Origin of the sequence: Marinobacter zhanjiangensis (assembly GCF_014651935.1) — a bacterium.
Lineage (GTDB): Bacteria > Pseudomonadota > Gammaproteobacteria > Pseudomonadales > Oleiphilaceae > Marinobacter > Marinobacter zhanjiangensis.
In genome coordinates this window covers 257,666-281,276 of the sequence record NZ_BMXV01000003.1, presented here as the reverse complement: position 1 = coordinate 281,276, position 23,611 = coordinate 257,666, and the positions used below count along the sequence as shown (strand labels likewise).

At 59.4% G+C, this 23,611-nt stretch carries 23 protein-coding genes; 12 read left to right on the top strand and 11 right to left on the bottom strand.

The features are described 5' to 3' along the window. Positions 1–29 precede the first annotated feature (29 nt). Complete coding sequence (locus IE079_RS08025) at positions 30–599, top strand: DJ-1/PfpI family protein (protein ID WP_189575241.1); 570 nt, start codon at positions 30–32, stop codon at positions 597–599. Positions 600–654: 55 nt separating this feature from the next. Next, a complete protein-coding gene (locus IE079_RS08020; protein WP_189575239.1) occupies positions 655–1,035 on the top strand; it encodes a ribbon-helix-helix domain-containing protein in 381 nt (126 codons plus the stop codon). An 8-nt stretch (positions 1,036–1,043) separates the two neighbouring features. Here the strand turns inward: IE079_RS08020 and IE079_RS08015 are convergent, their stop codons facing one another. After that, complete coding sequence (locus IE079_RS08015) at positions 1,044–1,652, bottom strand: LysE/ArgO family amino acid transporter (protein ID WP_189575237.1); 609 nt, start codon at positions 1,650–1,652, stop codon at positions 1,044–1,046. Between the two features lie 99 nt (positions 1,653–1,751). Here IE079_RS08015 and IE079_RS08010 point away from each other — a divergent pair, with 99 nt between their 5' ends. Together IE079_RS08010 and arfB are read left to right on the top strand one after the other, a co-directional pair. Next, entirely contained in the window at positions 1,752–2,621 is an 870-nt protein-coding gene (locus IE079_RS08010) for a LysR family transcriptional regulator ArgP (RefSeq protein ID WP_189575235.1), read from the top strand. Between the two features lie 77 nt (positions 2,622–2,698). Beyond that, positions 2,699–3,109, top strand: a complete 411-nt coding sequence (gene arfB / locus IE079_RS08005) for an alternative ribosome rescue aminoacyl-tRNA hydrolase ArfB (RefSeq protein ID WP_189575628.1) — start codon at positions 2,699–2,701, stop codon at positions 3,107–3,109. Positions 3,110–3,235: 126 nt separating this feature from the next. Here arfB and IE079_RS08000 read toward each other — a convergent pair whose 3' ends face one another. From IE079_RS08000 to IE079_RS07985, 4 genes are all read right to left on the bottom strand, one after another. Continuing rightward, positions 3,236–3,502, bottom strand: a complete 267-nt coding sequence (locus IE079_RS08000; RefSeq protein WP_189575233.1) for a DksA/TraR family C4-type zinc finger protein — start codon at positions 3,500–3,502, stop codon at positions 3,236–3,238. A 3-nt stretch (positions 3,503–3,505) separates the two neighbouring features. Continuing rightward, complete coding sequence (locus tag IE079_RS07995) at positions 3,506–3,829, bottom strand: antibiotic biosynthesis monooxygenase family protein (RefSeq protein ID WP_189575231.1); 324 nt, start codon at positions 3,827–3,829, stop codon at positions 3,506–3,508. Between the two features lie 119 nt (positions 3,830–3,948). After that, entirely contained in the window at positions 3,949–4,149 is a 201-nt protein-coding gene (locus IE079_RS07990; RefSeq protein ID WP_189575229.1) for a hypothetical protein, read from the bottom strand. A gap of 105 nt (positions 4,150–4,254) precedes the next feature. Next, positions 4,255–5,838, bottom strand: coding sequence for a PQQ-dependent sugar dehydrogenase (locus IE079_RS07985; RefSeq protein ID WP_189575227.1), 1,584 nt, complete (start codon positions 5,836–5,838; stop codon positions 4,255–4,257). Positions 5,839–5,911: 73 nt separating this feature from the next. Here IE079_RS07985 and IE079_RS07980 point away from each other — a divergent pair, with 73 nt between their 5' ends. Next, a complete protein-coding gene (locus tag IE079_RS07980; RefSeq protein ID WP_189575225.1) occupies positions 5,912–6,880 on the top strand; it encodes a ribonuclease Z in 969 nt (322 codons plus the stop codon). Between the two features lie 227 nt (positions 6,881–7,107). Further along, on the top strand, positions 7,108–7,314 hold the full coding sequence (locus IE079_RS07975; RefSeq protein WP_189575223.1) for a cold-shock protein: 207 nt from the start codon (positions 7,108–7,110) through the stop codon (positions 7,312–7,314). A 95-nt stretch (positions 7,315–7,409) separates the two neighbouring features. Here IE079_RS07975 and IE079_RS07970 read toward each other — a convergent pair whose 3' ends face one another. Together IE079_RS07970 and IE079_RS07965 are read right to left on the bottom strand one after the other, a co-directional pair. Then, positions 7,410–7,589: a hypothetical protein gene (locus IE079_RS07970; RefSeq protein WP_189575221.1), complete on the bottom strand. Its 180-nt coding sequence runs from the start codon at positions 7,587–7,589 to the stop codon at positions 7,410–7,412. Between the two features lie 76 nt (positions 7,590–7,665). Next, complete coding sequence (locus tag IE079_RS07965) at positions 7,666–9,327, bottom strand: multidrug ABC transporter permease/ATP-binding protein (protein ID WP_189575219.1); 1,662 nt, start codon at positions 9,325–9,327, stop codon at positions 7,666–7,668. Positions 9,328–9,477: 150 nt separating this feature from the next. On the opposite strand from IE079_RS07965, the gene IE079_RS07960 reads away from it, so the two are divergent. From IE079_RS07960 to IE079_RS07940, 5 genes are all read left to right on the top strand, one after another. Next, positions 9,478–10,416 (top strand): ABC transporter substrate-binding protein, encoded by a 939-nt coding sequence (locus tag IE079_RS07960; protein ID WP_189575217.1) that lies wholly within the window; start codon positions 9,478–9,480, stop codon positions 10,414–10,416. Further along, entirely contained in the window at positions 10,413–12,413 is a 2,001-nt protein-coding gene (fhuB, locus tag IE079_RS07955; RefSeq protein ID WP_189575215.1) for a Fe(3+)-hydroxamate ABC transporter permease FhuB, read from the top strand. Before IE079_RS07960 ends, fhuB begins: the two co-directional genes overlap by 4 nt. A gap of 487 nt (positions 12,414–12,900) precedes the next feature. Further along, positions 12,901–14,058 carry a polysaccharide pyruvyl transferase family protein gene (locus IE079_RS07950; protein ID WP_189575214.1) on the top strand — a complete coding sequence of 386 codons (1,158 nt, stop codon included), beginning with the start codon at positions 12,901–12,903 and terminating at the stop codon, positions 14,056–14,058. Continuing rightward, positions 14,055–15,038: a glycosyltransferase family 2 protein gene (locus IE079_RS07945; protein ID WP_189575213.1), complete on the top strand. Its 984-nt coding sequence runs from the start codon at positions 14,055–14,057 to the stop codon at positions 15,036–15,038. Before IE079_RS07950 ends, IE079_RS07945 begins: the two co-directional genes overlap by 4 nt. 106 nt (positions 15,039–15,144) lie before the next feature. Beyond that, complete coding sequence (locus tag IE079_RS07940; RefSeq protein WP_189575212.1) at positions 15,145–16,002, top strand: hypothetical protein; 858 nt, start codon at positions 15,145–15,147, stop codon at positions 16,000–16,002. 103 nt (positions 16,003–16,105) lie between these two features. Here the strand turns inward: IE079_RS07940 and IE079_RS07935 are convergent, their stop codons facing one another. Beyond that, complete coding sequence (locus tag IE079_RS07935) at positions 16,106–16,972, bottom strand: hypothetical protein (RefSeq protein ID WP_189575210.1); 867 nt, start codon at positions 16,970–16,972, stop codon at positions 16,106–16,108. A gap of 66 nt (positions 16,973–17,038) precedes the next feature. After that, the gene (locus IE079_RS07930) at positions 17,039–18,268 is read right to left on the bottom strand and encodes a polysaccharide pyruvyl transferase family protein (RefSeq protein ID WP_189575206.1); all 1,230 of its coding nucleotides are present in this window, start codon (positions 18,266–18,268) and stop codon (positions 17,039–17,041) included. A gap of 909 nt (positions 18,269–19,177) precedes the next feature. Between IE079_RS07930 and IE079_RS07925 the strand changes: the two genes are divergently transcribed. Beyond that, the gene (locus IE079_RS07925; protein WP_189575205.1) at positions 19,178–20,683 is read left to right on the top strand and encodes a lipopolysaccharide biosynthesis protein; all 1,506 of its coding nucleotides are present in this window, start codon (positions 19,178–19,180) and stop codon (positions 20,681–20,683) included. Positions 20,684–20,701: 18 nt separating this feature from the next. Here the strand turns inward: IE079_RS07925 and IE079_RS07920 are convergent, their stop codons facing one another. Together IE079_RS07920 and IE079_RS07915 are read right to left on the bottom strand one after the other, a co-directional pair. Next, positions 20,702–22,132, bottom strand: a complete 1,431-nt coding sequence (locus IE079_RS07920; protein WP_189575203.1) for a Coenzyme F420 hydrogenase/dehydrogenase, beta subunit C-terminal domain — start codon at positions 22,130–22,132, stop codon at positions 20,702–20,704. Positions 22,133–22,461: 329 nt separating this feature from the next. After that, a complete protein-coding gene (locus IE079_RS07915) occupies positions 22,462–23,562 on the bottom strand; it encodes a histone deacetylase family protein (protein ID WP_189575201.1) in 1,101 nt (366 codons plus the stop codon). Positions 23,563–23,611: the final 49 nt, after the last annotated feature.

Here is a 23,611-nt window from a genome sequence, read left to right as displayed (position 1 = left end):
TGTGCCCTGACAACGACAAGGAGAAGGCCATGAGCGGTAAAAAAATCCTGATGATTACCGGTGATTTCACCGAAGACTACGAAACCATGGTGCCCTTCCAGGCGCTGATGGCGGTCGGCCATACCGTGGATGCTGTGTGCCCGGACAAGAAGGCCGGCGATACCGTCGCCACCGCCATTCATGACTTCGAGGGGGACCAGACCTACACCGAGAAACCCGGGCACCGCTTTGCGCTGACGGCGGACTTCGATTCGGTGGACCCGGCCAGCTACGACGCCCTGGTGGTCCCCGGAGGCCGCGCGCCGGAATACCTGCGGCTCAATGACCAGGTCCTGAAAATGGTGAAGCACTTCTTTGACACCGAAAAGCCGGTAGCCGCCATCTGCCACGGCGCCCAGATACTGGCGGCGGCCGGCGTGCTCAAAGGCCGGAAGTGCTCCGCCTACCCGGCGTGTCAGCCGGAAGTGGAGCTGGCGGGAGGTTCCTTCGCCACGATTGAAGTGGACCAGGCGGTTACCGATGCTAATCTGGTAACAGCACCGGCATGGCCGGCCCATCCGGCCTGGCTGGCCCAGTTCTTCAAACTGCTGGATCGGTGACAAGTGACCCGGGCCGGCAGCTACCCGGCCCGGGCACATCAGAGGAGACCAACGCATGTGCAAACTCTTCATCAATGCCGACCCGGAGCTGTGGGACAGCAAGACCCACTCGCTGCGTATCGATGGCATGGTGACCAGCATCCGGATGGAGAATACTTTCTGGACCGTGCTGGCGGAACTGGCGGAGCGGGACGGTATGAACGTGCCCCAACTGGTGACCCGCCTGTATCACGAATCCATCGATGCCGGCCACGATCTGGGCAACTTCACCTCGTTTCTGCGGGTCTGTGCCATGCGCTACCTTGCCCTGCAACTCAGCGGTGATGTGCCCCGGGACAACCGGGTACCCATCGCGTCGCTGGATACGGAGAAAATTCTGGAGCAGGAGCCCAGGCAGCCCATGGCGAACGCCGGCGGTGGCAACGCCACCCACTGACGTTCCGTTCAGCCCAGGCCGCTGATGGCCAGGTGCAGGGCAATGCCCGCCATCATCAGCCCGATCAGGCCATCGATAATCCGCCAGGCCAGCGGGCGGGACAATATCGGCGCCAGGGCTGCGCCACCCCAGGCCAGTCCCCCGAACCACAGGATCGAAGCGCTGCTGGCACCTGCCACGAAGGTCGCTGTGCTCTCCTGCTGGGCGCCGATTGCCGGTATCAGTAAAAGGGTGTCCAGGTACACCTGGGGGTTGAGCAGGGTTACCGCCAGGGTGGTAAACAAGACTCCCTTCAGGCTACGGGCTTTTACTTCCCCGGCCTGCAACCGGTTACGCCCACGGCTCGCCCGCACCAGGGCCTGCACCGCCAGCCAGCCGAGAAAAACCACCCCGAGCCAGCGTAAAACCTCCAGCGCTTCCGGCACCGCCATCAGGGCAGCACTCACGCCCAGCATACCGGCACTGAACAGCACCACATCCGACAGCATGCAAAGGCCGGCGGCCCACCAATGGTGCTCCTGTCGAATGGCCTGGCTCAGCACGTAAGCATTCTGGGCGCCAATCGCCACGATAATCCCGCCACACACCAGTAATCCAGTCAGGTAACTGTCCAGCATCTTTCTCTCGATCCGATCGGTTCCATTTGAACGGCGCAAGCATAGCCAATTCCCGCTATACTGGAAATTCATACTGCTACTGCAACATCAATTTTACTTATGATCGATTACAAACTCCTGGAAGCCTTGTCGGCGGTGATCGAACACGGTGGCTTTGAGCGCGCCGGCGATGCTCTGGGGATCAGCCAATCCGCGGTGTCCCAACGGTTGCGCTCCCTGGAGGTACGTATTGGACAGCCGGTGCTGATCCGCTCGCCGGTTCCCCATGCGACTCCGGCCGGTCAGCGACTTCTGAACCATGTGCAGCAGGTCAGGCTGCTGGAGCGAGACCTGGCCCAGAGCATGCCTACCCTCGTCGAAACCGCCAGCCGCTTGCGCATTGCCCTGAACGCCGACAGCCTGGCCACCTGGTGGGCGGACGCCATCAGTACCTTTTGCCAACAGGAGGGCTTACTACTGGATCTGGTGATCGAAGATCAGGATATTGGCCTGCAGAAGATGCGGGAAGGTAACGTGGCTGCCTGCCTGTGCAGCAGCCCTCAGCCGGTCGCTGGCGCCCGCTGTGTGCCGCTGGGAACCATGGTCTATCTGCCCCTGGCCACCGACGACTACCAGGTCCGGTATTTTCCTGAGGGGCCCACCCTTGAGGCGCTCCGCAACGCCCCGGTCATCGTGTTTGGCCCCAACGACCAGCTCCAGCACCGGTTTCTGGCTCAATGGGGCTACCACGGTCGCTTTCCGTATCACCTCTGCCCCTCATCGGAAGGCTTCGTACGATTGGCAGTCAGCGGTATGGGCTATGGCATGATTCCGGAAATCCAGGCGCGCCGTGAGCTGGAATCGGGAGTGCTGTCCCGCATTATCCCGGACGGGCAGTTGGATGTTCCCCTGTACTGGCACTTCTGGCGCCACGGCGGCAGCCTGATGGACCGACTCACTGACGCCTTGCTGGCCGCATGGAAGCCGTGACACCTGACCGCCAGAGTCGGCCGGCCGGATTTGGTACACTGTACGGTTCATTCTGTTGAGAGCGTCCTATGCCAACACTGATACGCCTGTCCAACGCGGTGGAACTGGCCGACTGGGAGGTGGAGCTTACCCAGATACGGGCCCAGGGTTCCGGTGGCCAGAACGTGAACAAGGTGGCCAGTGCCGTGCACCTGCGCTTTGATATCCAGCGTTCCACGCTGCCGCCTTTCTACAAAGAACGGCTGCTGGCCCTGTCGGACCATCGGATTACCAAAGACGGGGTGGTCATCATCAAGGCCCAGTCCCACCGTACCTTTGAACTGAACCGACAGGATGCCCTGGACCGGCTGCAGGCATTGATACTGGATGCGGTAAAAGTACAGAAAAGGCGACGGCCCACCCGACCTACCCGGTCATCCCAGCGCAAGCGCGTGGACAAGAAAACACAGAAAGGCAAGACCAAGGCCCTGCGTGGCAAAGTGGTTTAGACCGCAAAGTCGTGCAACTCTGCCAGCAAATGTCGAAACAGACCACCTGGGGCAACGCCAGCAAAAAGTGCTGATATAGCCTGCCAAAGGGGCAGTAACCTGGCCCAGGGCCCCGACCGGGCAAAATCAACGCAACTGGGAGTCCTTGCTGCCCCGGCGATTGAACAGGCTGACATCAGCCTGCTCCCGATCTCGCTCGCTCTGGCATCGTACACACAGGCGAACACCCGGCAATGCCTTGCGGCGGGCTTCCGGGATGGGTTCATCACATTCCTCGCAATGGCTCAGACTTTCACCCTGCGGGAGACTGGCGCGGGCCCGTTCAAGGGCGTCACCCACGGTGCTGTCGATCTGCTCCTGCACTGCACCGTCTTTGGACCAGCCACCAGCCATGCCTCAGCCCTCCTTCCGGTCAGGTGGCATGACCACCCATTCCGGATCTTCAAATTCACCAATGGGGGTAATATCCACGAAGGGCGCGGCACTACGGATGATCCCGGCGATCTCCGGGTTATGCTGCCCCTCCATCGCATCCCGCTGGGCCTTGCTTTCCCAGCTTGCGATAGCAATCAGCGTGTTCGGGTCGCCGATCTTGCGGTGCAACGCCGTGCCACGGGCGCCGGGCGCCTGCTGGATCAACTCACTGGCCCGCACCCAGGCATCAGCATATTCTTCAGCGGTGTGACCTTCCTTTACACGGACTTCGAAAATAAACTTCACACATCCTCCGGATTCCTGACTGGGCGGTAGTACAGGCACGACAGTTTCAACGCTCCACCCTGCTGTCGGAAATCCGGGCGAGTGCCGCACAACGACACCGCCCGGTGCAGCGCCCGGACTCAGGCAGGATAAGTAATACCATGGCGGTCAAATATCTCATGGATTTCCCGGGCTTCTTCCGGGGGCATCATCACACGAATGACCTTTGCCTCCTCGTCTATATAGATCACGTCCTGGGGTATATCACTACCGATCAGATCCTCCCGGGCATTGCGGGCCTGCTCCATACTTTGATACTTGCCATTGACGGCCTTGCTCATAACCATTCTCCTCATTCATGGGCTAGGGGTTCACCCTTGAGAATAGAAGCTGGCCTGATACCTGTAAAATAACGACATGAATTCCTCCGGACGCGATGATGCATTCTAGCGAGGCGTTACCCGCAACAGGCGGCCTTCCGCGCTGTCTGTCAGCAAATACACTGCACCATCGGGCCCGGTACGAACATCCCGGATACGCGCCTCCACTTCGGTGAACAGTCTTTCCTTTTCCACGGCGCCATCGGCGCCCGGTTCAACCCGGTGCACAGCACCGGTGACCAGGCCTCCCACCAGCAGGCTGCCCTGCCATTGCGGGAACAGCGCTCCGTCGTACAGAGTCATGCCGGAAGGCGCGATGGAGGGCGTCCAGTGCAACAGCGGCTGCTCGGTTCCGGGGTACCCGGTAAACGGTGTCACCCTGGCCCAAGTGTAGTCCAGACCGTAGGTGGCCACCGGCCAGCCGTAGTTATTACCCGCTTCGATGAGGTTGATTTCGTCGCCGCCACGGGGCCCGTGCTCGTGGCTGATCACCCGCCCATTCTCGCGGTCATGAATCAGGCCCTGCACATTGCGGTGGCCATAGCTGTAGATTTCGGGAAGGGCGTCCGGGTCGTTCACGAACGGGTTGTCAGCAGGCACCGAGCCATCACCGTTCAGGCGCACAATGGTACCAATATGGCTGGAAAGCCTCTGGGCTTCCTCCCGGTAATCGAAACCGTCCCCCAGGGTCAACAGCAGGGTGCCGTCTGCCAGCCAGGCCATGCGACCACCAAAGTGCGCCGCGCCGGCCTTGGCAGGCATGGCGCGGAACAGCTCCTCCACGTCTGCCAGCGCACCACCTTCCAGTCGTCCTCGGGCCAGACAGGTATGGTTGGCTTCCAGAGTGCCACAGGCATAGCTCAGATAGATCAGCTGGCTGTCGACAAAATCCGGCGCCGGCAGGACCTCGAACAGGCCTGCCTGGGCATGGTTGAACACTTCGGGCACACCGGCAACCGGCTCAGGCACCAGGTCGCCATTCTGCGAGACGATCCGTAACCGGCCCGGGCGTTCGGTGACAAGCATCCGCCTATCCGGCAGGAAAGCCAGCGACCAGGGATGCTCCAGCCCGGCAACGACCGTCTGGAACTGATAGGCATCGGAATCCTGGGCGCGAACCTCCCCGACCGGGAAGGTGGCCAGTGCGGCCAGGGCCATGACAGCAACCGCGCTACCGCCGACGGACCGCGACTGTGGCGACCGGTTACCGGCCAGACTGGCAAAAAACCAGCCGGCCACCGCGGCCGTCACCAGCATGGCCAGCATGCCGCCCGGGTCCCGGGTGGCGGCAATCAGCGTGGGCGGCGGCGCCAGGGCATCCACCAGCCTGAAGGTCGCCCATAGCCCCACGGCGGCTGCCAATGAACAAACCGGCTGGCGCCATGCCTGCAATAGGTACCGGGTCACCCCCATGGCCACCAGCTGGGACACCAGGAAGCCGCAGCCGAACATCACCAGGTACACCGGTCCGAACTTGAGCAGATCCTCCAGCGTTGTGCTCAGCCAGGCGCCAGCGCCTATTTCAACGCCGAGCCCCCGCAGGGCCAGAAGATTGATCTGGGTCTGCACGACGGAACCCAGCACGGCACCAATCACCAACGCGGTGGCAAAGGCCAGGACGACTCGTGACCAGGATGGCCGGTTATTCATAAAACCTCGCTGTCGGGAATTCTGATAAGCTCGTCAATCAATCCCCAAGTGTAGATGAAAGAAGGACCCACAGGTGGAATTCACCTTCCTTGGCACCTCCGCCGGCACACCCACCCGGGCCCGCAACGTAACCGGTCTGGCCCTGCGGCACGGTAGTCCACGGCACTGGTACCTGATCGACTGTGGCGAGGGCACCCAGCACCAGCTGTTACGCACCCGCCTGTCGGTGGTCCAGCTGCAGGCCATTTTTATCACCCACGTACACGGTGATCACACCTTCGGGCTGCCGGGGCTGCTCGCCAGTGCTTCCATGTCCGGGCGGACAGCTCCGCTTCCATTGATTGGCCCGCCGCAGCTCAGACCGTTTCTGGAAACCACCCTCGCCAATACCGATTCCAATCTGGGTTTCGAGCTTCAGTACATCAATTCGGAGTCCGGTGACTTCCTCTGGCAGGACGACAGCCTGCGGGTAACCAGCGCCCCCCTGTCTCACCGGGTGCCCTGCCACGCCTTTCGCTTCGAGGAAATCCGCCTTGAACGCAAGTTGCTGACCGAACGGTTGATGGCAGACGGCATCGAGCCGGGACCACACTGGGGGCAACTGCAGAAGGGCCATGACGTCTGCCTTGCCAACGGCAGGCTTGTCCGGGCCGCAGACTACACCACTATTCCGCGCCCACCGCGGAGAGTCGTGGTGGCCGGCGACAATGACACCCCGGAACTGCTGACCGGGGCCTGCCAGGATGCCCACCTGCTGATTCATGAGGCCACCTATACCCAGGCGGTCGCCGACCGGGTCGGGCCCTGGCCCCGGCACAGCTCAGCAAAACAGGTCGCGTCCTTTGCCATGAGGGTGAACCTGCCCTACCTGATACTGACCCATTTCAGCTCCCGCTATCAGTCCGGTGGCAGCCGTGGCCCGGTCATTGAAGACATTGCGGCCGAGGCCCGTGACGCCTACTCCGGCGGTCTGCATCTGGCGCGGGATTACCAGCGCTACCGGCTGGATCGTGACCTGATCCTGAGAGAGGTGGATGAGTAGAATCACCCATGACGCGAAAAAACACTGGCTATTGCCGGACAAGACCCGTACCGTGGTCACCGTAGGAAAGAGTTAGCAAAGCAGTTCATCAATAAGACCTGTCGAAGTTTGTAGTGCACGTCCTGTTTTTGATCCCGCGCGTTTCTTGTTTCCGAACACTGCTGACCAGCCCCATCAGGGATCCTGGCGGCGCATATTAGAAGATTGAATTCAGGAAATTAATAGATATGTCTACAGTTACCGGTACCGTTAAGTTCTTCAACGAATCCAAAGGCTTCGGCTTTATCACTCGTGAAGGCGGCCCCGACGTATTCGTTCACTTCAGCGCTATTCAGGGCGACGGCTTCAAGACCCTGGCTGAAGGCCAGCAGGTTGAGTTCGCTGTTACCCAGGGCCAGAAAGGTCCGCAGGCAGAGAACGTTGTTGGTCTGTAATTAACAGACTCACAGCACGCTAAAAAGGCAGCTTCGGCTGCCTTTTTTGTTGCGTGAGTGTTTTTCCATGTTCGGCAGTCAGATAGCCCGGGGCTTTACCCGAGGTAATGGCGGGCAATGGCCAGAACCAGCACCAGGGCCATCAACGGAATGATCCACCGTGAAATCTTGCGATCGTCGATCGCATCCCCCTTGGAGGCATGCTTCTCCAGGAAAGGAACAATAAGGAACAAGGTCGCAAACAGTACGACCAGAATAATAAACAGCGTTGTCATTGGGTAACCCGTTCCGATCTGTTTCACTCAGCCTACGCAGCTGCCAAGCGGCAGGCAAGTTTCCACCACGTTACTCTCAGACCTGATTCAGACGCGCCACAGCATCCCGGGAAGCCAGGTCACGCTGCTCACCTTTCAGCTCCCTCAGCTGGCCATTGCTCATTTCCAGCAACCGATCCGCCCTCTCGAAATAATGGTCGTCGTGACTGATGGCGAACACCGTCACACCCAGGTCGTGAAGGTTGGTCAGCAGCTCCCGATAGAAGGTACGCCGGAATTGCGGGTCCTGGTCCGCCGCCCACTCGTCCAGCAGCAGAAAGCCCCTCTGCTCGACCACTGCCAATAGCATGGCCAGACGCTTGCGCTGCCCCTGGGACAGTTTCGGGTTGGTGACCCGGTTTCCGTCAAACAGCAACTTGTCCTTCATCTGCAGGCGCTGCAGCCAGGTATCTACCAGTTGCGGCTCGGGCTCGTTGCCGTCTGGCCCCATCAGCCGGTCGAACAGGTGAAAATCCGTGAACACGGTGGAAAACCGTTGCCGGAACTGCTGCCAGTCATCCTCGGTAGTCAGCGGTTTGCCGTCCACCAGAACCCGACCCTGACGAGGACGATAAAGCCCGGTCAGCAATCGTGCCAGGGTGGATTTTCCACTGCCGTTACCACCAATCAGGAAAACCAGTTCGCCGCGCTGCAAGGTCAGGTCGATGGGGCCGACGGTAAAGCCGTTGCCATCGGCGTCCGGGTACTGATAGGTGACCCCCTGCAGTTCAATGGTCTCCCACGCCGGTGACGGCGAGGTTTCACCAAAGCTGGCCCGGTATTCCGCCAGCTTCAGGGAATCCAGCTTGCGGAAAGCCACCTGGGCGTTGAGCAATGTTGGCAGGGCCCCCACCGCCTGAATCAGCGGCGTACGCAGGAACAGCAGCGTCAGGGAATAGGTGGCCGCCACATTGGTATTGGCCCAGCCCAGGCCATTGGCCAGGAAGAAGGCCACGCCAATGGCACCCAGCATCATGATATTGGACCAGTTCACGGCCGACAGGTGGAAGGTGTCCGAACGGATAATATGGCTGCGATAGGTGCGGGAATGGCGGTCATAGTCACCTTCGAAAAGCGCCCGGGCACGACTGCGGTTCAACGCCAGCTCCTTGTGCCCGTCGATAAAGGATTCATAGTCCCGGTAGAGGGCATCCTCGGTCTCCCGCACCCTTGCCAGATGGCGATACACCTTCTGCACCAGGAACCAGCCCACCACCATGGTGAACACCACCCACAGGGCTGTTACCGCCAGCATGCCCGGCGACAGCCAGGCCAGGTAGAGTACCGCGCCAATGGTTATTACCACGCCCTGTACCAGTTCCGGCAGACGCACAAAGGCAATGGTGACATTGCGCACATCAGCCGACAGGCTGGCCAGCACACCGGCGCTGCCGATGCGCTCCAGGGTTTCCGTGTCGGTATCGAGGATCCGCTTGATCAGCCGCGCGCGGAGATCATAGACAAAATGGTGACCGAGGGTCGTCAGCGCCAGTTGCGCTCCCAGTGTCACCACCAGCAGGAGCAGCACCAACCCCAGGAAAGTCGGCAGCACCTGCCACGGAGCCGCCGACGCTTCGATCAATTGCTGGTTGATGAAGGCAATGACGCCGATACCCACCACAGCGCTGGCCAGACTCAGGAGCATGATGATCATGAAAGAGAGTCGGTATTGGCGATAGACGATGGCCAGAAGTTCCATCGGGGCTCCTGCGGTGGTGGCTGATGGTGGGAAATAACGATATAATGCGAATCGATCGTGTTTATGATCTCGCACTTTCACGGTGCATGCAAACGGAGCCGCACCCCGGCGAAGGTGCTGGCGCAGTTCCCAACAGTTGGTCGACGCCCCATGTCCCAGACCTATCTCCGCCAGCAGACCGTGTTTGCCGCATCATGGCCCCGCTTGCTGGTGGCACTGCCCATCCTGACACTTCTGTTCTGGCCCTGTGCTGGCGCTGCCGAAAGCAGTGACTCGTTCGCGCCCCGGATCGGCACGGTGGACTGGACCCTCGCCGAAACCCTGCTGTCGCTGGGCGTGGTGCCCGTGGGTGTGGCCCAGACCAGGGACTACCAGGCCTGGGTCGGCAAACCGGCGCTGCCCGACGAGGTGGTGGACCTGGGCTTGCGGGCCCAGCCCAACCGTGAACTGATTGCCTCGCTGGAACTGGACCAGTTTTTACTGTCGCCGTTATACCAGACCCTGGAGCCTACCCTGTCCAGGATGACCCGGGTCACCACCCTGACCACCTACAGACCGGAGGCGGATCTCTGGCAGAACCTGATCGACACCACCCACGAAGTCGCCAGGATTGCCCACCGTGAGACCCGGGCCAGCAAAGTGGTTAATGAACACCGAGAGCGCATCGACCAGGTTCGGCAACAGCTGCCGGATAACCTGCCCCCCATGCTGGTCATCCAGTTCATCGATAGCCGCCACGTGCGAGTCTATGGCAAGGGTAGCCTGTATGAGATGGTGATGAACCGTCTGGGCATGGACAATGCCTGGACTGGTAGCACCAACCTGTGGGGATACGCCACCATTGGCATCGAGGAACTGACAGCGCCGGGATATCTGGTGCTGGTGGACCCCATACCCATCGGTGTGTCGGACGAACTGGACCAGAACCGCCTCTGGCAGATGCTGCCTGCTGTCCGGCAGCAACGACTTCTGCGACTGCCGGCGGTATGGAGTTTTGGCGGCCTGCCCTCCGCCGTCCGCTTTGCGGAATCCCTCGGTCATGCCCTGCAAACCACCCCTGACACCCACGCCAGCCTCAAGGACTCATGACCACCCTACGCCTGCGTATGACTCCGGCCCCTCTCTGTCTGTGCCTCGCCCTGGCATGTACCGCCCTTGGCTTCGCCATACTGCATCAGGCCCTGCCCGGCCTTGCGCTTGCCATGGGCGACTGGCTGCCGACCTTTGCCACGTCACAGACGGACCGGATGGCGCTGGCCGTCGTGCAATACAGCCTGCTGCCCCGCATCACCATGAGTATTCTGGTGGGCGCCGCCCTGGGACTGGCTGGTGTGCTGATGCAACAGGTGCTGAGAAACCCCATTGCCTCTCCCACAACCCTGGGGGTCGCCAGCGGCGCCCAGCTGGGCCTGCTGGTAGCAACGCTGTACGCTCCGGGATTGCTGGTTTTCGGAGGTGAGTGGGTGGCCCTGGCCGGCGGCGGGCTGTCGCTGATGCTGGTGTTGTCGCTGTCCTGGCGGCAACGCCTGGCTCCCGTGGCGGTGGTACTGTCGGGGCTGGTGGTCAACCTGTATCTGGGGGCCCTGAGTACGGTGCTGATCCTGTTCAACCAGGAGGAGTTCCGGGGGCTGATGATCTGGGCTGCAGGCTCCATGGCCCAGAACAGCTGGGACGATACCCTGCACCTGCTGCCCCGCCTGCTGGTGGCGATAGCACTTGCTGCCCTGCTGGCCCGCCCCCTGAAGCTGCTGGAGCTGAACGAGAGCAATGCCCGCAGTCTGGGCGCCTCGGTTCGGCAACTTCGGCTGACGGGTCTGGGCCTGTCGGTGTTCATCACTGCGTCTGCCGTCAGCCTGGTGGGCATTGTGGGATTCGTGGGCCTGGCGGCCCCGGCCATTGTGCGCCTGATGGGGGCCAGAACCCTGGGTCAGCGCCTGATATGGGCGCCGGTATTCGGCGGCCTGCTGTTGTTGACCACTGACCTGCTGTTGCTGAACTATTCCGGCCGGCTGCCCTCACTGGTGCCCACCGGCGCCATGACTGGCCTGCTTGGCGCGCCGTTGCTGCTGTGGATGATTCCGCGGCTGGCCCTCGAGGGCAGCCCCGAGGGAGCATCGGCCACCATGCTGCAGGCCGCCAGGACCAGGGCAGTCCGGCGGCTGCCGCAGCTTATGGTAGTGTTGACCGCCGCGGCTGCCCTTGCCCTGTTTGTCAGCCAGTCACCCCAGGGCTGGACCCTGGATGGCATCGACCACTGGTCGGCCATTGCCCAATGGCGGTTGCCCCGTATCCTGGCAGCGGCCGGTGCCGGTATCCTGCTGGCCCTGGCGGGCACCACCATCCAGCGCATCACCGGCAATCCCATGGCGAGCCCGGAAGTGCTGGGGATCAGCGCCGGTACCGCCATCGGACTGATTGTCACCATCTATCTCGTGGCCAGCGTTTCCCTGCCACTGCTGATTGTGGCCGGCTCGGTCAGTGCGTTCGTGACCCTGGCGATTCTGATCCTGCTGAACCGGCGCAGCGGTTTCCAGGCGGACCGGCTGCTGCTGACCGGTATTGCCATCGCGGCCCTGTTCGACCCATTGCGAAGCATCTTCCTGGCCAACGGTGACCCCCGTATCCAGCAGATGATCGCCTGGATGTCCGGCTCCACCTACTACGTCGACATGACCATGGGGCTGTCAGCCATTGTCTTCGCCGTTATCATGATGGCATTGACGCCACTGGTGGCACGGTGGCTGGACCTGCTGCCATTGGGACGGGCAACGGCTCTGGGGCTGGGGGTCAGGGTCAACCGCGTGCGGCTGGCACTGCTGGCCATGGTGGCGGTGCTGACCGCCTTTGCCACACTGATTGTCGGCCCCCTGAGCTTTGCCGGCCTGCTGGCGCCACATATGGCCAGAATGCTGGGCCTGTCCCGGGCGCTGCCCCACCTGCTGGGCGCCGCCATGATCGGGGCCATCCTGATGGTCTCAGCGGACTGGCTGGGACGGCAGATGCTGTTTCCGCAGGAAGTGCCCGCCGGGCTTGTCTCCGCTCTACTGGGGGGAGCCTACTTCATGTGGGGATTGCGCCGGCACTGACCCGCCCCGGAGCCCCGGGCAGAAACTGTCACCTTACCGGGCAGGTTGACCGCCCCTGGGCGTTTCGGCACCATGCAGGCCTGCCAAGGGAATGGAGTATGGGCAAGGAATTGCTGTGTTTCCCGCCAGTTTTCCCGATTTGGCCATGACGCCGGATTGGCGCCTTTATTGCATGTCAAAGCTTCAAAGATAGCCTGAGCCTGTTGTCACCCTTGCCCGAGCGTCCCGGCACTGTTTTATTGCGATCTGTTAAGTGGGCGAACGACCGGTACAGGCGATACTCTTGGTCAGTCACTTGATCGCTGCGAAGCATTGGCGACCTGTCCTGGCAACAAGGTCGCAGCCCCGGAATCGGCCAGCGGCACTCATTTTCAGAGACGATTAAAACGGACTTCCCATTGTCTACCAACGCCGATCGTGTTCTTTCGAACCAGCACCCTTACGACGCTGTGGTCTGCCGGCGTATCCCGAAATGCCGGGTGACACCATGAGAGTCGCCATCCTTACACAGCCACTGGGTCACAACTACGGCGGGCTTCTGCAAGCCTTTGCCCTGCAGAAGCACCTCAGGGACCAGGGCCACACGGTGGAAACCCTGGACCGGCGGGCGCCCGCACAGCCCGTGCAGGCCGCCAGGGACTATGGCATCAATGTCGCCAAGTTTTTACTGGGCCGGATTGGCACCATACCCACCAGACAAAGGCACGCCATGATGTTTCAGGCGCTTGAGTCCTTCCGGGACCGCCATATCTCCCTGTCCGAACGCATTGCCTCAGAGCAGGGAATCAGGGACTACTACCGCCAGCATCCGTTCGATGCCTTCATCGTTGGCAGCGACCAGGTATGGCGGCCACGGTATTCCCCCAGCCTGACCAACTACTTCCTGGATTTTCTCGACGACATCAACCGCCCGGCCCGGCGTCTGAGCTATGCGGCCTCGTTTGGCGTCGACCACTGGGAGTTTACCCCGGAAGCCACCGCCCGTTGCCGTGACCTGCTGAGGCGGTTCGACGTGGTCTCGGTGCGCGAGCAGTCCGGCGTCGACCTTTGCAAGCAACACCTGGGCCGGACTGCCCAATGTATCCCCGACCCGACCTTCCTGCTTGAGCGTAAGGATTACGAGGCCGTGATCGATGGCAAGCCTGCACCCGGTAACCAGGGCAAGGTACTGACCTACGTACTTGATGGCCAGGCAGCGAAGCAACAGATCGTGCACAGGGTGGTAGATGGTCTCGGTAAGAATCACTTCACCGTCAAGCCACAGAAATCACTCATGGAAGTCACCAAGGCCAGTTTCGACGAGTGCTGCTACCCCGGTGTTGACGCCTGGTTGCAGGGGTTCCGGGACGCCAGCTTTGTGGTGACGGACTCCTTCCATGGCACGGTGTTCTCCATCCTCTTCAACAAGCCTTTTATCTCGGTGGGCAACCGCACCCGTGGGCTGTCCCGCTTCCAGTCGCTGCTGTCGCAATTCGGCCTGCAGGACAGGCTGGTAGAGCACGCGGACGATATCACCACGGAACGGCTGCAGGCGGAGATCGACTGGTCCCGAGTGAACGTCCTGCGCCGTCAACAACAGGATCTGGGCCGGCAGTTTCTCGATGACAACCTGATCAGTGACCCTTTGCAGAGGGCGACACCGTGACCACGCCAGCGGTGTCCGTCATTGTGCCGGTCTTTAACGGGGAGGATACCCTGGAGCGGTCCGTGAACAGCCTGCTGGACCAGACCCTGAAGGCGCTTGAAATTATCCTGATCAACGATGGATCCTCCGATGGCTCGGCGGACCTGATCGACCGACTGGCGGCGCAGCACCCACAGATCCGGGCCATCCATAATCAGGAGAATCAGGGGGTCCACGAAACCCGCCTGAACGGCCTGCGTGCTGCCGTCGCACCCTGGATCGGCTTCCTGGACGCCGACGATATTGCCCGGCCGGAGATGTTCGAAAAGCTGCACGCTGCCGGCCAGAAACATGGCGCGGATATCGTGGTCTGCGGCGCCTGGCGGGTGACCGGAGACCGCAAGGTCATCAATCCGAAACTGCGGTTCCGCAATAATGCTACCGTTACCGGGGACATTTTCCGGCGTTTCTGCCAGTTCCGGTTCGGCACGGGCATGCTGTGGAACAAGCTGTTCCGGCGCGAGCTGATCATGCCTTATAGCGCGCTGCATTTTCCCTGGCGTCAGAATATCAACGAGGACCTGATCCTCAACATCGGATGCTTCAAGGATGCCAACACCGTGCACCTGATGAAGGACATGCTCTATGAGTATGTCTTCCGGGAGACCAGCGCGAGCACCTCGGGCAGCGTGGAAAAGGCTTGTCTGCAGACACTGAGAGCCTATGCCGTTGCGGTCAGCCTGTTCCGCGACTGTGGCGAAGATGTGCTCGCGGAAATCACCAACATGTATCGCCAGCAACTGTCCTGGCCCCCCTACCAGCTGGACGACACCCGGTCCATGGCATCCTTCGGGCCGGAAATTACCGAAGCCGTGGAGCTGATTGTCCGCTGCTACCCGGCCGGGCTGGGGGGACTTACCACCACGCCTCCGCGCACGCCGATGTCGCTGGGCAGGGTGGTCAACGCACTATCAAGGAGATTCCGGGGGGAAGCTGTCTAGTGTTTCCAGAACGAGTCAGCGCAAACGGCCCACGGAAAGAAGACCGTCCCGAAGGACCCATGCAGTGCCGGGGCACGGGATCGATCGTATAAAAAAGGAACATCAGATGATAACGGTCAACCTGACAACAACGTGCCAACGACTCCCCCTGTGCAAAATCACCCTGATGTCACTGTGCCTTCAGTCCCGGCAAGCGGACGAGATCCGGCTCTGGGTGTCCTCCGAGCCCTATCTGCGCGACGGCGGCATCCCGGAGAGGGAAGAACTGCATCATTATTTCCACGACCTGCCGGCCGAGTGGCGTCGACGAATCAAGGTATGCTGGGTCACCAATACCGGTCCCTACCGCAAGCTGATTCCCGCCCTTCGGGAGGCCGGGCCCGACGACCTGCTGATTACCGCAGACGACGACATTATCTACGGCGAGAACTGGCTCGGAACACTGCTCCAGGCCCACGAGCCCGGCAGCAACGTGGCCATAGCGGGCCGTGTCAGACAAAAACGCTACAACGCCTTCGGCAGGACCATGTCTTATATGAACTGGGATATCCTGCGTGACCCATCCGTGATCTCAGAGGCCTATATCATCACATTCGGTGGTGGCGCCGTGCTGTCACGGCCCATGTTCCGCGAACAGGATATCCTCGACGACGCCTTCCTGGAGATAGCGCCAACCGCTGACGATCTTTGGTATTCCAAACTTTTGTTGCGCAATGACACCCTGGTCCGGGTTGTGCCTGGCGTGCTGCGAGAGCTGAATTTCATCGAGCACAAGGATGGCCTGGTCAATCACAACCATCCCCGGCAGGCCGCTCTGCTGAAAAAACTCGCTTTGCGGCTGTGGGAATGGGGTGCGGGGTACATGGGCGTACCGGTATGTGGCAATGACCGGGCCTATCAGAGTGTTGAGCAGTACTTCAGGAACCTTTCGGAACAACGGGTCGTGCCCGGACAGACGGTCTGACCCGGTCACCCGGGGATGTGTTTTCAGCCCGGACTGTCCGGCCCGAAAAAACACGACCGCTATTGGCCCGGGCTGATCCTTCGCAGCCCTGTGCGGGCACACGCTACCCCGCGAGTATTTTTCCCCACAGATTATAGGTATCGACAACGGCCGCCAGCTGCTTGTCGTTACGCCCTCCATAACAGTTGAGTTTCTGCAGTGAATTGTCGATGTCGTTCGACCTTATCGGTATATGGCTCTGGTATCCGAGACAACGCACCGGAACATCGGAATAAAGGGCAACCGCCCAGAACCAGATATCATCCGCCGTTGGCGCGAGCAGCTGAGCCGCCGCAACGTCGGACAACATCCCATCATCCATAATTCCCGGCGGGTACAGAATCCCGCCAACTCCGGTCAGCAGGGTCCGATAAGGGGGCGATTCCTTGTTTGCCGGCGACCAGTCCATATATGGCCTGAATCGTGCCTTTCCCGACAGGGATACTTCCCTGCCGCGAAAGCCAATAACACTGTTCGGGTATTTTTCCGCATGATCCACAAGCTGTCGGAGCCGCCAGGGTTCATAAATAATATCGTCATCAAAAGTGACTATAAAACTATCAGGATATTTCGCGCGAACGGGTAACAGTTTCTTGTAACTCCTGGTATTTTCCTGAACCCACAAGACCTCCAGGCCTCTCTCGATCTGCCTTTCGAGAGACTTCGGCAGCTTTCTTCCGGGGAACTCCGGGTCGGCCAGAACCAGCACGACTTTCGACGGCTTATATTCCTGCTGGAATATTGACTCGATTGTAATCCAGACGTCATCAATTCTGGCGGGGAACGACGTCAGGCTTGCAATCAGATTGGCAGACTTGTTGCCATTAAAATTCCTGAACTGACCCAGTCTTATCCTGAAAATCAAACACCGGACCCGCAGATACCTGTAAGCCCGATTGTACATCCTGTACGCAATATTCTGTTTTGCCATGTTAATCCTCAGCGTGACTTCCGTGTTGAAGCCGGAGGCACGCGACCCTCTGCTCGAAGAAACTTGTCAGTGCCTGCGCGCCGATGCCAGTTGCGTCTGCTCAATAACGCTTGCAAGCGCCTGGAAGCCTTCATGGGTTTCAGCGGTTGTCTCGGCATGCTTTTCTTCGCTGATCGGTGCCTCCAGCGCCCGGTGAAGGGTTTGCCGGACATGAGCCGGCTCATGTTGATCAGGCGGTATCAGGAATGCGTCACGCCCTACTGATGTAAAAAAGCTTTCCAGCTTCCGGTGCCAGCCAAGCCCGACATGAGGTACCCGGTACGCATACGCCACGATTGTCGGGTGCATCCGCTGCGCAACAACCCCGTCAAGAGATGAGATCAGACTCACCATCTGATCCGGGGACAACAGTCGCTCGGCAAAATACACGCGCTGACCACTCCGGGGGAAATGTCGGCGGCAGACCGCTTCCACCTCGCCAACAAACGCCTGGTCCATTTCAAGCCCGCTGCAGAACACCACGCAGTCCATACCATCTTCATCCAGGCCCGCGATCAATTCCGCGTAAAAGTGGGCATCCAGTTGGCAGCCTCCAGGTAAGCCGCTGAGCGGACGCAGTGTCACTGGATTGGTGATACACAGGCCAATCCTGGGTTTGGAAGGGGGCGCCGGTTCAACGGAGTTCTGCGGTGACGCCTCGAAAAAAAGGTGGGAAAGGAAGCCTGGGTCGCGGCACAGGTGCGGATCGAAGCGCGGGAAAAAACGTTTGAAATTCGACAGGGACGCCGCGTCACGAGCCCATATACCTTCAAGCCTCGATCGTTGCAGGCTCCGGGCAAAAGAGTATCGGGCCGGCCTTGTCATGGCATGGGTCACCCCCACCGCAAACAAACAGACCGGAATTTCCCGGCTTCGTGCGATATCCAGAACCTGCCCGATCCTGCTGGGAAAGTAGTGGTCGCGGTCGTCGAATAACTGGCCACCACCAATAACAATGACGTCTGCGGTTGCGACCTGCTCAAGCCACCTTTGCCTCAGCACCAGTCGGGATGCGACAACATGCATCGACGAGGCAAGCAGGGACCGGATACGCCCCGGAAGGCTGGTCAGCCACTGATTGAGCAGAGAGCTACGCCGACCGATACCATGACCACCAAAACGGGTCTTGCCACTCAAATCCAGTGACTCCACTTCGGCGGCGGGAAACCGCTCCTGTAACGCGCCTTCGAGGCAACAGGCAATAACGCCGTCACCCAGATTGGCACTGTATTTGACCCCCACAATCAAGATTCGCATCAATCAGTCACTTAATCACGGTAAGCGAGAACCCACTCTTCCTGTATCGGGTTTCCCATGGTCACCAACACCACGTCGTCGGCATTGGCTGATTCTTCGAACCCATTCACCGCGCCACCAATTTGATAGCCCTGTCCGCCAGCCGCTCAGCTGCCCGTCGGGCAATAGTGGGGCGGCTATCCATCGGCAAAGCCCGCAATGGGTTGGTGGTATTGATGCAGCAACTCCCTTGCCAACACTGTCCTGCATTAAACGATTACCATGAGGGGCGCCCAGTCGACGGGAAAACGAACGCAGGAATGACGGTGTATCGTAAGAGACCGCAATCCCGGACAGGTACGGTTCTGAAACAGACTGACCGCCACTTCCCGGATACGGCTTCCCGGATCCCCGATCTAACCACAGTAGCGAGCCTGAACCATTGCTGTCTTATGCCACTTTCGGGAACACTGAGCACCATTTCAGTGCTCTCCTTACCACAGGTCACCGCTTCGTCGCATGGTTTCAGATATCCGCGATGAATCGAAGATCCGCGCATTCGGCGAACAGGTTGACCTTGACTAAACTCCGGCGCTCCGGCCCTTGCTGTCCTGGCCAAGGGAATGAGGTATCGGCAAGGAATTGCTGAATTTCACGCCAGCGTTCCAGTTCGGTAGTGACACTGAGCTGGCACCCCGGATGCATGTAACAGTGTCTGAGCGCCTTCACCAGCCAGCTTGCACTGTCGCCCGGTCAACCTGTGTTATTTTATTGCCATCTGTTAAGTGGGCGAACGACCTGCCCAAACGATACTCTTGTTGTCGTGATTGACGCCCGTGAAGCAAAGGCGGCATATCCTTGGTGAAAAAGTTGCAGGCCCGGAGTCGGCCTGCGGTATTCGTTTTCAGAGACGATCAAAACGGACTTACCTTGTCGACCAACACTGATCATACTTTCTCGAACCAGCACCTTGAGGGGAACCTCAAGAACCACTCCGTGCGCAGTGTCGGCTTCACAGTGTCGGCACAGGGTCTGAAGCTTCTCTTCCAGGTCATATCGATCACCGTCCTGGCCCGCCTGCTGCAGCCCGAAGATTTCGGCCTGGTGGCCATGGTCACCGTTTTTACCGGTCTTGCCCTCGCCTTTATGGAAGGCGGCCTGTCTATGGCCACGATACAGCGACCGCATATTACCCATGAGCAGGTTTCCAACCTGTTCTGGACCAATGTCGGCCTGGGTTTTCTGTTGGGCCTGATTTATATTGCCGCTTCGCCACTTGTGGCATTGATCTATGGCGAAGATCGGATCATAGAGATTATGTGTGCGCTGAGCCTGTTCTTCCTGATTGGTGGACTATCCGTACAGCATGAGGCCATTCTCAAGCGGCAAATGAACTTCAAGGCCCTCGCGGTTATTGAGGTGGTAGCCAACCTGGTCGGCGTCTGTGTAGCCATTAGCATGGCCTGGTATGGATTTGGCTACTGGTCTCTGGTGGGCCAGCAGATTGCCACCATCACAGTCATGAGCATCATGCGATGGCTCGCTGCCCGGTGGACGCCGGGGTGGATATCCCGGGGAAGCGGGGTACGTTCCCTGCTCGGCTTCGGCATGAATCTGACCGGCGCCAACTTTGTGGGCTACTTCGCCACCAACATCACCCCCTTTGGTATTGGCCTGGTGGGAGGTGCTCAGCCTCTGGGCCTCTACGACCGGGCCTTCAAACTGACATCCATTCCTTCCAAACAGCTCTTGCCCCCGGTATTCAATGTGTTCCAGTCGGCGCTGGCCCGGGTAGCGGAAGACGAGCACCGCCTGCGATCTGCAATTATTTCGCTAGCGGGCAAAATTGCGCTGACTACCGTGTTCGTGACTCTGGTCATGGTGGTCACTGCCGACTGGCTGGTGGCCATTCTGCTGGGTGATGGCTGGGACGACGCGGTAATCCTTTTCCAGCTTCTGGCCACCTTCTCGGTGGTCGAACCGATAACTACCTTTATCGCTATCAGCCTGGTATCAATCGGTGAATCGAAAGCCCTGCTGAAATGGAAAATCATTACCTTTTTTATTCTGTTGGTGTTCGTTGCCGTCGGCTCTGTATGGGGTGTCATGGGTATCGTCATCGCATACGCCATCTCCGGTTTCTTTATTCGCATGCCCCTGTTCCTGCTCTACTCCACCCGATTCCTGCCGATCACCATTTTCGACCACCTTCGGGCACTGGTGCCGAGCCTGCTGATCGGTCTCATCACCGGCCTGTTACTGTACGCGCTGCGACTCGTGTACGAGCCACAGAATCCTGTTTACGCTTTGCTTGTTTTCAGCACTTTGGGTGCTGCTCTTTATCTGTTCTTTTCGTTATCCATCAGACGAACCCGACTGGATATTGTCGAGCTTCTCGGCTATGTCCGGACAAGCCTGGGTTACCCAAGGGCTTAGCCAGGACTGATACCTGAATCAGCGCTGAACGCCGGGCACCACTCGAACAAACTTCTTGACGATGCGCTTGAAAAGCAACAGCGACCGCTTCATCAGAGAACTGCTGTGTTTTTTATATTCCCGGTAAACAGGGAGCATCGAGTTCAAATAAGCCTCGAAATCGTTCCTCTTCAAAGCAGTGACAAAAGCATTGTGTGACAGAATCCTGAGGTCTACTCTCAGCCTCTGTCTTTTTTGTTCATATCGGGGCTTCAGTGTTTTCGAGGGTGCCACTCGTTTGGTTGGTACCCATGAACCTTTACGATGTTCACGGAACAATCTGTAGGAAATCGCCACCTTCCGGTGCCGTAAGCCGGCATCCTGTGACTGGATAGCTTGCGCTATGGTTATATCATCCAATACCAGCCGACCCTCGTTGCGGGCGTTCTCTATGACTTCCTGAATGTCAGGATGCCGGGTAACAATGATATTGGTGCCTTGGCTATCCTCGACGTAGTCGGGTAACCAGGCGTCGCCCAGAACGATATCGGCAGTTTCTGCAAACACATCGTCACAGAAGTCGCAGGCCTTATACTTGAAGGCACCTGCGCCCCAATCCGTACCAAAAAGCTTATTCGTCGGAACGACTTCGTGACGATCATCACTGGTCACAGAGGTGCTGTAGCGATTTGCCGGTGCTTCTGGATTTTTTACCCGGAAATCAATGGATTCAAGTTTTTCCGGGGCAATCCCCATCTGCCAGGCAAGGCTATCTGCATACCGGGTGCTCTTGAGGTGACCGCACACCAGGCCGGCACAAAATCTGATGCGTTCGGCGAGAAGCGGATCTTGCCGCTGCAGCAACCTTACACTCTTGATAAAGCAAGGAAGACCAATAACGGCGTATCTCCCGGGCGTACTGCGGACCTTTTGCAAAACCCGGGATAACTCTATCGGGTAGTATCGCGACTTCCCCCCTGACTGTGTTTCCTCGAGGGAACTGCTGATGGTGTAACCGAACAGCAGATTGCTATCCACACTCCCGCCAACGTCAGAGCGCACGTTAATGACGTGATCGACATAGCCTTTGGCCAGCAGTTCGTTGAGAATCCAGGTGCCCATCCCACCGGAACTGCCACGCTCCCGGAACGTCCCTTCTGTCACGTACCCGGCATAGGCTTGCTGATAATAGCCGACCTGGGAGTCGTAACTGCAGTGTTCTTCAAACAGGTCCTTCCCGATCTGATCCTCAGAGGCGGATCCGGATCCGAACGGACAAACCTTCTCAATATCAAACGATGTTCTGGCAAACACTCTGTCAGCAGGCAATACTGCCTGGTATTGCCCGTACTCATTCAAAGCCATATGGAATGGGCTCTCTTCAGGCACGGCACAGGCACCACACCCTACACAAAACCCATTTGAAATCACGGTATCGTTCAGCGCCTGGTATTCGTTAGCTGTGCTCACTGAGGTATCGCCTTCCTATGCATTCGTATCCGTGTTGGCTTCGGGACTGCCCAAAGCCCTGTGCAGGTGGGCATTTACGCCCGCCCTGAGGCCAGTGTCGACGGACCAGGAGCTGCGCCATCCCGGTCATTCAGCTCTGGATTGGTGATAACCGGACCAGCAAGTCGCAACACTTCCGCTACTTCTCCAAACCAACAGTTTAGGAGTACAAGCGATGCACACAAAGCCCGCCAGAGGCTACAGATATCAGACCAAAATGAAGTCCTGAGCGGACGTCTCGCGAAATGGGTGACGCACCCTGGCCTCAGAAGGAGGACCATGCACTCCTGTCAGTCGTTATCACTGAAAGCAGAACGGTGGAATGCCGCAGCCTCCTCCGCTTCCTTCACGCCCGTTTCCAGCAATTCCGGTATGTCTCCGCCGGCAAGCACTTCCAGCACGGCGTGGACACCACGGGCGAGGGAGGTCAGATTGTAGCCGCCCTCCAGCACCAGCGCGAGCCTGCCATCGCAATGCTGGTCGGCGATCTCCTGAATGATGCGGGTAATAACCTTGAAGCCGTCGTAGGTCAGGTTCAGGGCCACGTCATTACGATGGGGGTCGAATCCCGCAGAGACCAGTATCAGGTCCGGCTTGAAGTACTCGGCGGCCGGCACCAGGATGTCGCGGTACACTTTTTCAAAGGCGACGTCGCCGGCTGACTCAGGCAGCGGGACATTGATGGTGTAGCCCTCGCCGAATCCGGCGCCGACCTCTTCCAGGAATCCGGAACCCGGATAAAAGGGCGCGGCAACATGGGTATCGAAGAACAGGACGTCCGGGTCTGCCCAGAAGATATCCTGGGTTCCGTTGCCATGATGCGCGTCCCAATCGATGATCAGAACTCGCTCACATCCCAGCTTCGCCTGGGCATGGGCTGCCGCCACTGCCACGTTATTCAACAGGCAGAAGCCACGTGCCCTGACCGGCTCTGCGTGATGACCGGGTGGACGCACCAGCGCGAACGCACTCTGACATTCACCGTTGACCACGCTCTCTACAGCCGCAATGGCGTTTCCGGCAGCGGCCAGAGCGGCGTTGACACTGTCGGGGGAGACCGCAGTGGTATCCGAGTCGACCCAGGCACTCTTGCCAAACAGTGACAGGAAGTGATCCAGGTAGGAGGTGGTATGCACCCGTGCGAGCTGGTTGTATGTCGCGGGGGCGCCTGACGTGAACCGGACACCGGGAACAGGATGTTGTTCAAGGTATTCGGTGATTGCAGTCAGGCGGCCCGGATGCTCCGGATAACTCCACTTGAAATCCAGGCCCTCCAGGATGTGCCGGACACGCTTTTCCACCCGGCTGGGGACGAAAGGCAGATCCACCTCGGGATTGTGGCCCAGCATGACATCATCGTAAAAGACATTAACCGTTCGATCACCTAACACTCCAGCCTCCTTTGCGCCCTGAGCGTCTGATTCGGTAACAATGCCGGCC

What these genes read in the sequence shown, in the direction of transcription:
- fhuB (WP_189575215.1), top strand. Translation starts at nt 10,413, where the DNA reads ATGACCACCCTACGCCTGCGTATGACTCCGGCCCCTCTCTGTCTGTGC.
- IE079_RS08000 (WP_189575233.1), bottom strand. Translation starts at nt 3,502, where the DNA reads ATGGCTGGTGGCTGGTCCAAAGACGGTGCAGTGCAGGAGCAGATCGAC.
- IE079_RS07965 (WP_189575219.1), bottom strand. Translation starts at nt 9,327, where the DNA reads ATGGAACTTCTGGCCATCGTCTATCGCCAATACCGACTCTCTTTCATG.
- IE079_RS07960 (WP_189575217.1), top strand. Translation starts at nt 9,478, where the DNA reads ATGTCCCAGACCTATCTCCGCCAGCAGACCGTGTTTGCCGCATCATGG.
- IE079_RS07950 (WP_189575214.1), top strand. Translation starts at nt 12,901, where the DNA reads ATGAGAGTCGCCATCCTTACACAGCCACTGGGTCACAACTACGGCGGG.
- IE079_RS08025 (WP_189575241.1), top strand. Translation starts at nt 30, where the DNA reads ATGAGCGGTAAAAAAATCCTGATGATTACCGGTGATTTCACCGAAGAC.
- IE079_RS07930 (WP_189575206.1), bottom strand. Translation starts at nt 18,268, where the DNA reads ATGCGAATCTTGATTGTGGGGGTCAAATACAGTGCCAATCTGGGTGAC.
- IE079_RS08010 (WP_189575235.1), top strand. Translation starts at nt 1,752, where the DNA reads ATGATCGATTACAAACTCCTGGAAGCCTTGTCGGCGGTGATCGAACAC.
- IE079_RS07970 (WP_189575221.1), bottom strand. Translation starts at nt 7,589, where the DNA reads ATGACAACGCTGTTTATTATTCTGGTCGTACTGTTTGCGACCTTGTTC.
- IE079_RS08015 (WP_189575237.1), bottom strand. Translation starts at nt 1,652, where the DNA reads ATGCTGGACAGTTACCTGACTGGATTACTGGTGTGTGGCGGGATTATC.
- IE079_RS07990 (WP_189575229.1), bottom strand. Translation starts at nt 4,149, where the DNA reads ATGAGCAAGGCCGTCAATGGCAAGTATCAAAGTATGGAGCAGGCCCGC.
- IE079_RS08020 (WP_189575239.1), top strand. Translation starts at nt 655, where the DNA reads ATGTGCAAACTCTTCATCAATGCCGACCCGGAGCTGTGGGACAGCAAG.
- IE079_RS07940 (WP_189575212.1), top strand. Translation starts at nt 15,145, where the DNA reads ATGATAACGGTCAACCTGACAACAACGTGCCAACGACTCCCCCTGTGC.
- IE079_RS07975 (WP_189575223.1), top strand. Translation starts at nt 7,108, where the DNA reads ATGTCTACAGTTACCGGTACCGTTAAGTTCTTCAACGAATCCAAAGGC.
- IE079_RS07985 (WP_189575227.1), bottom strand. Translation starts at nt 5,838, where the DNA reads ATGAATAACCGGCCATCCTGGTCACGAGTCGTCCTGGCCTTTGCCACC.
- IE079_RS07935 (WP_189575210.1), bottom strand. Translation starts at nt 16,972, where the DNA reads ATGGCAAAACAGAATATTGCGTACAGGATGTACAATCGGGCTTACAGG.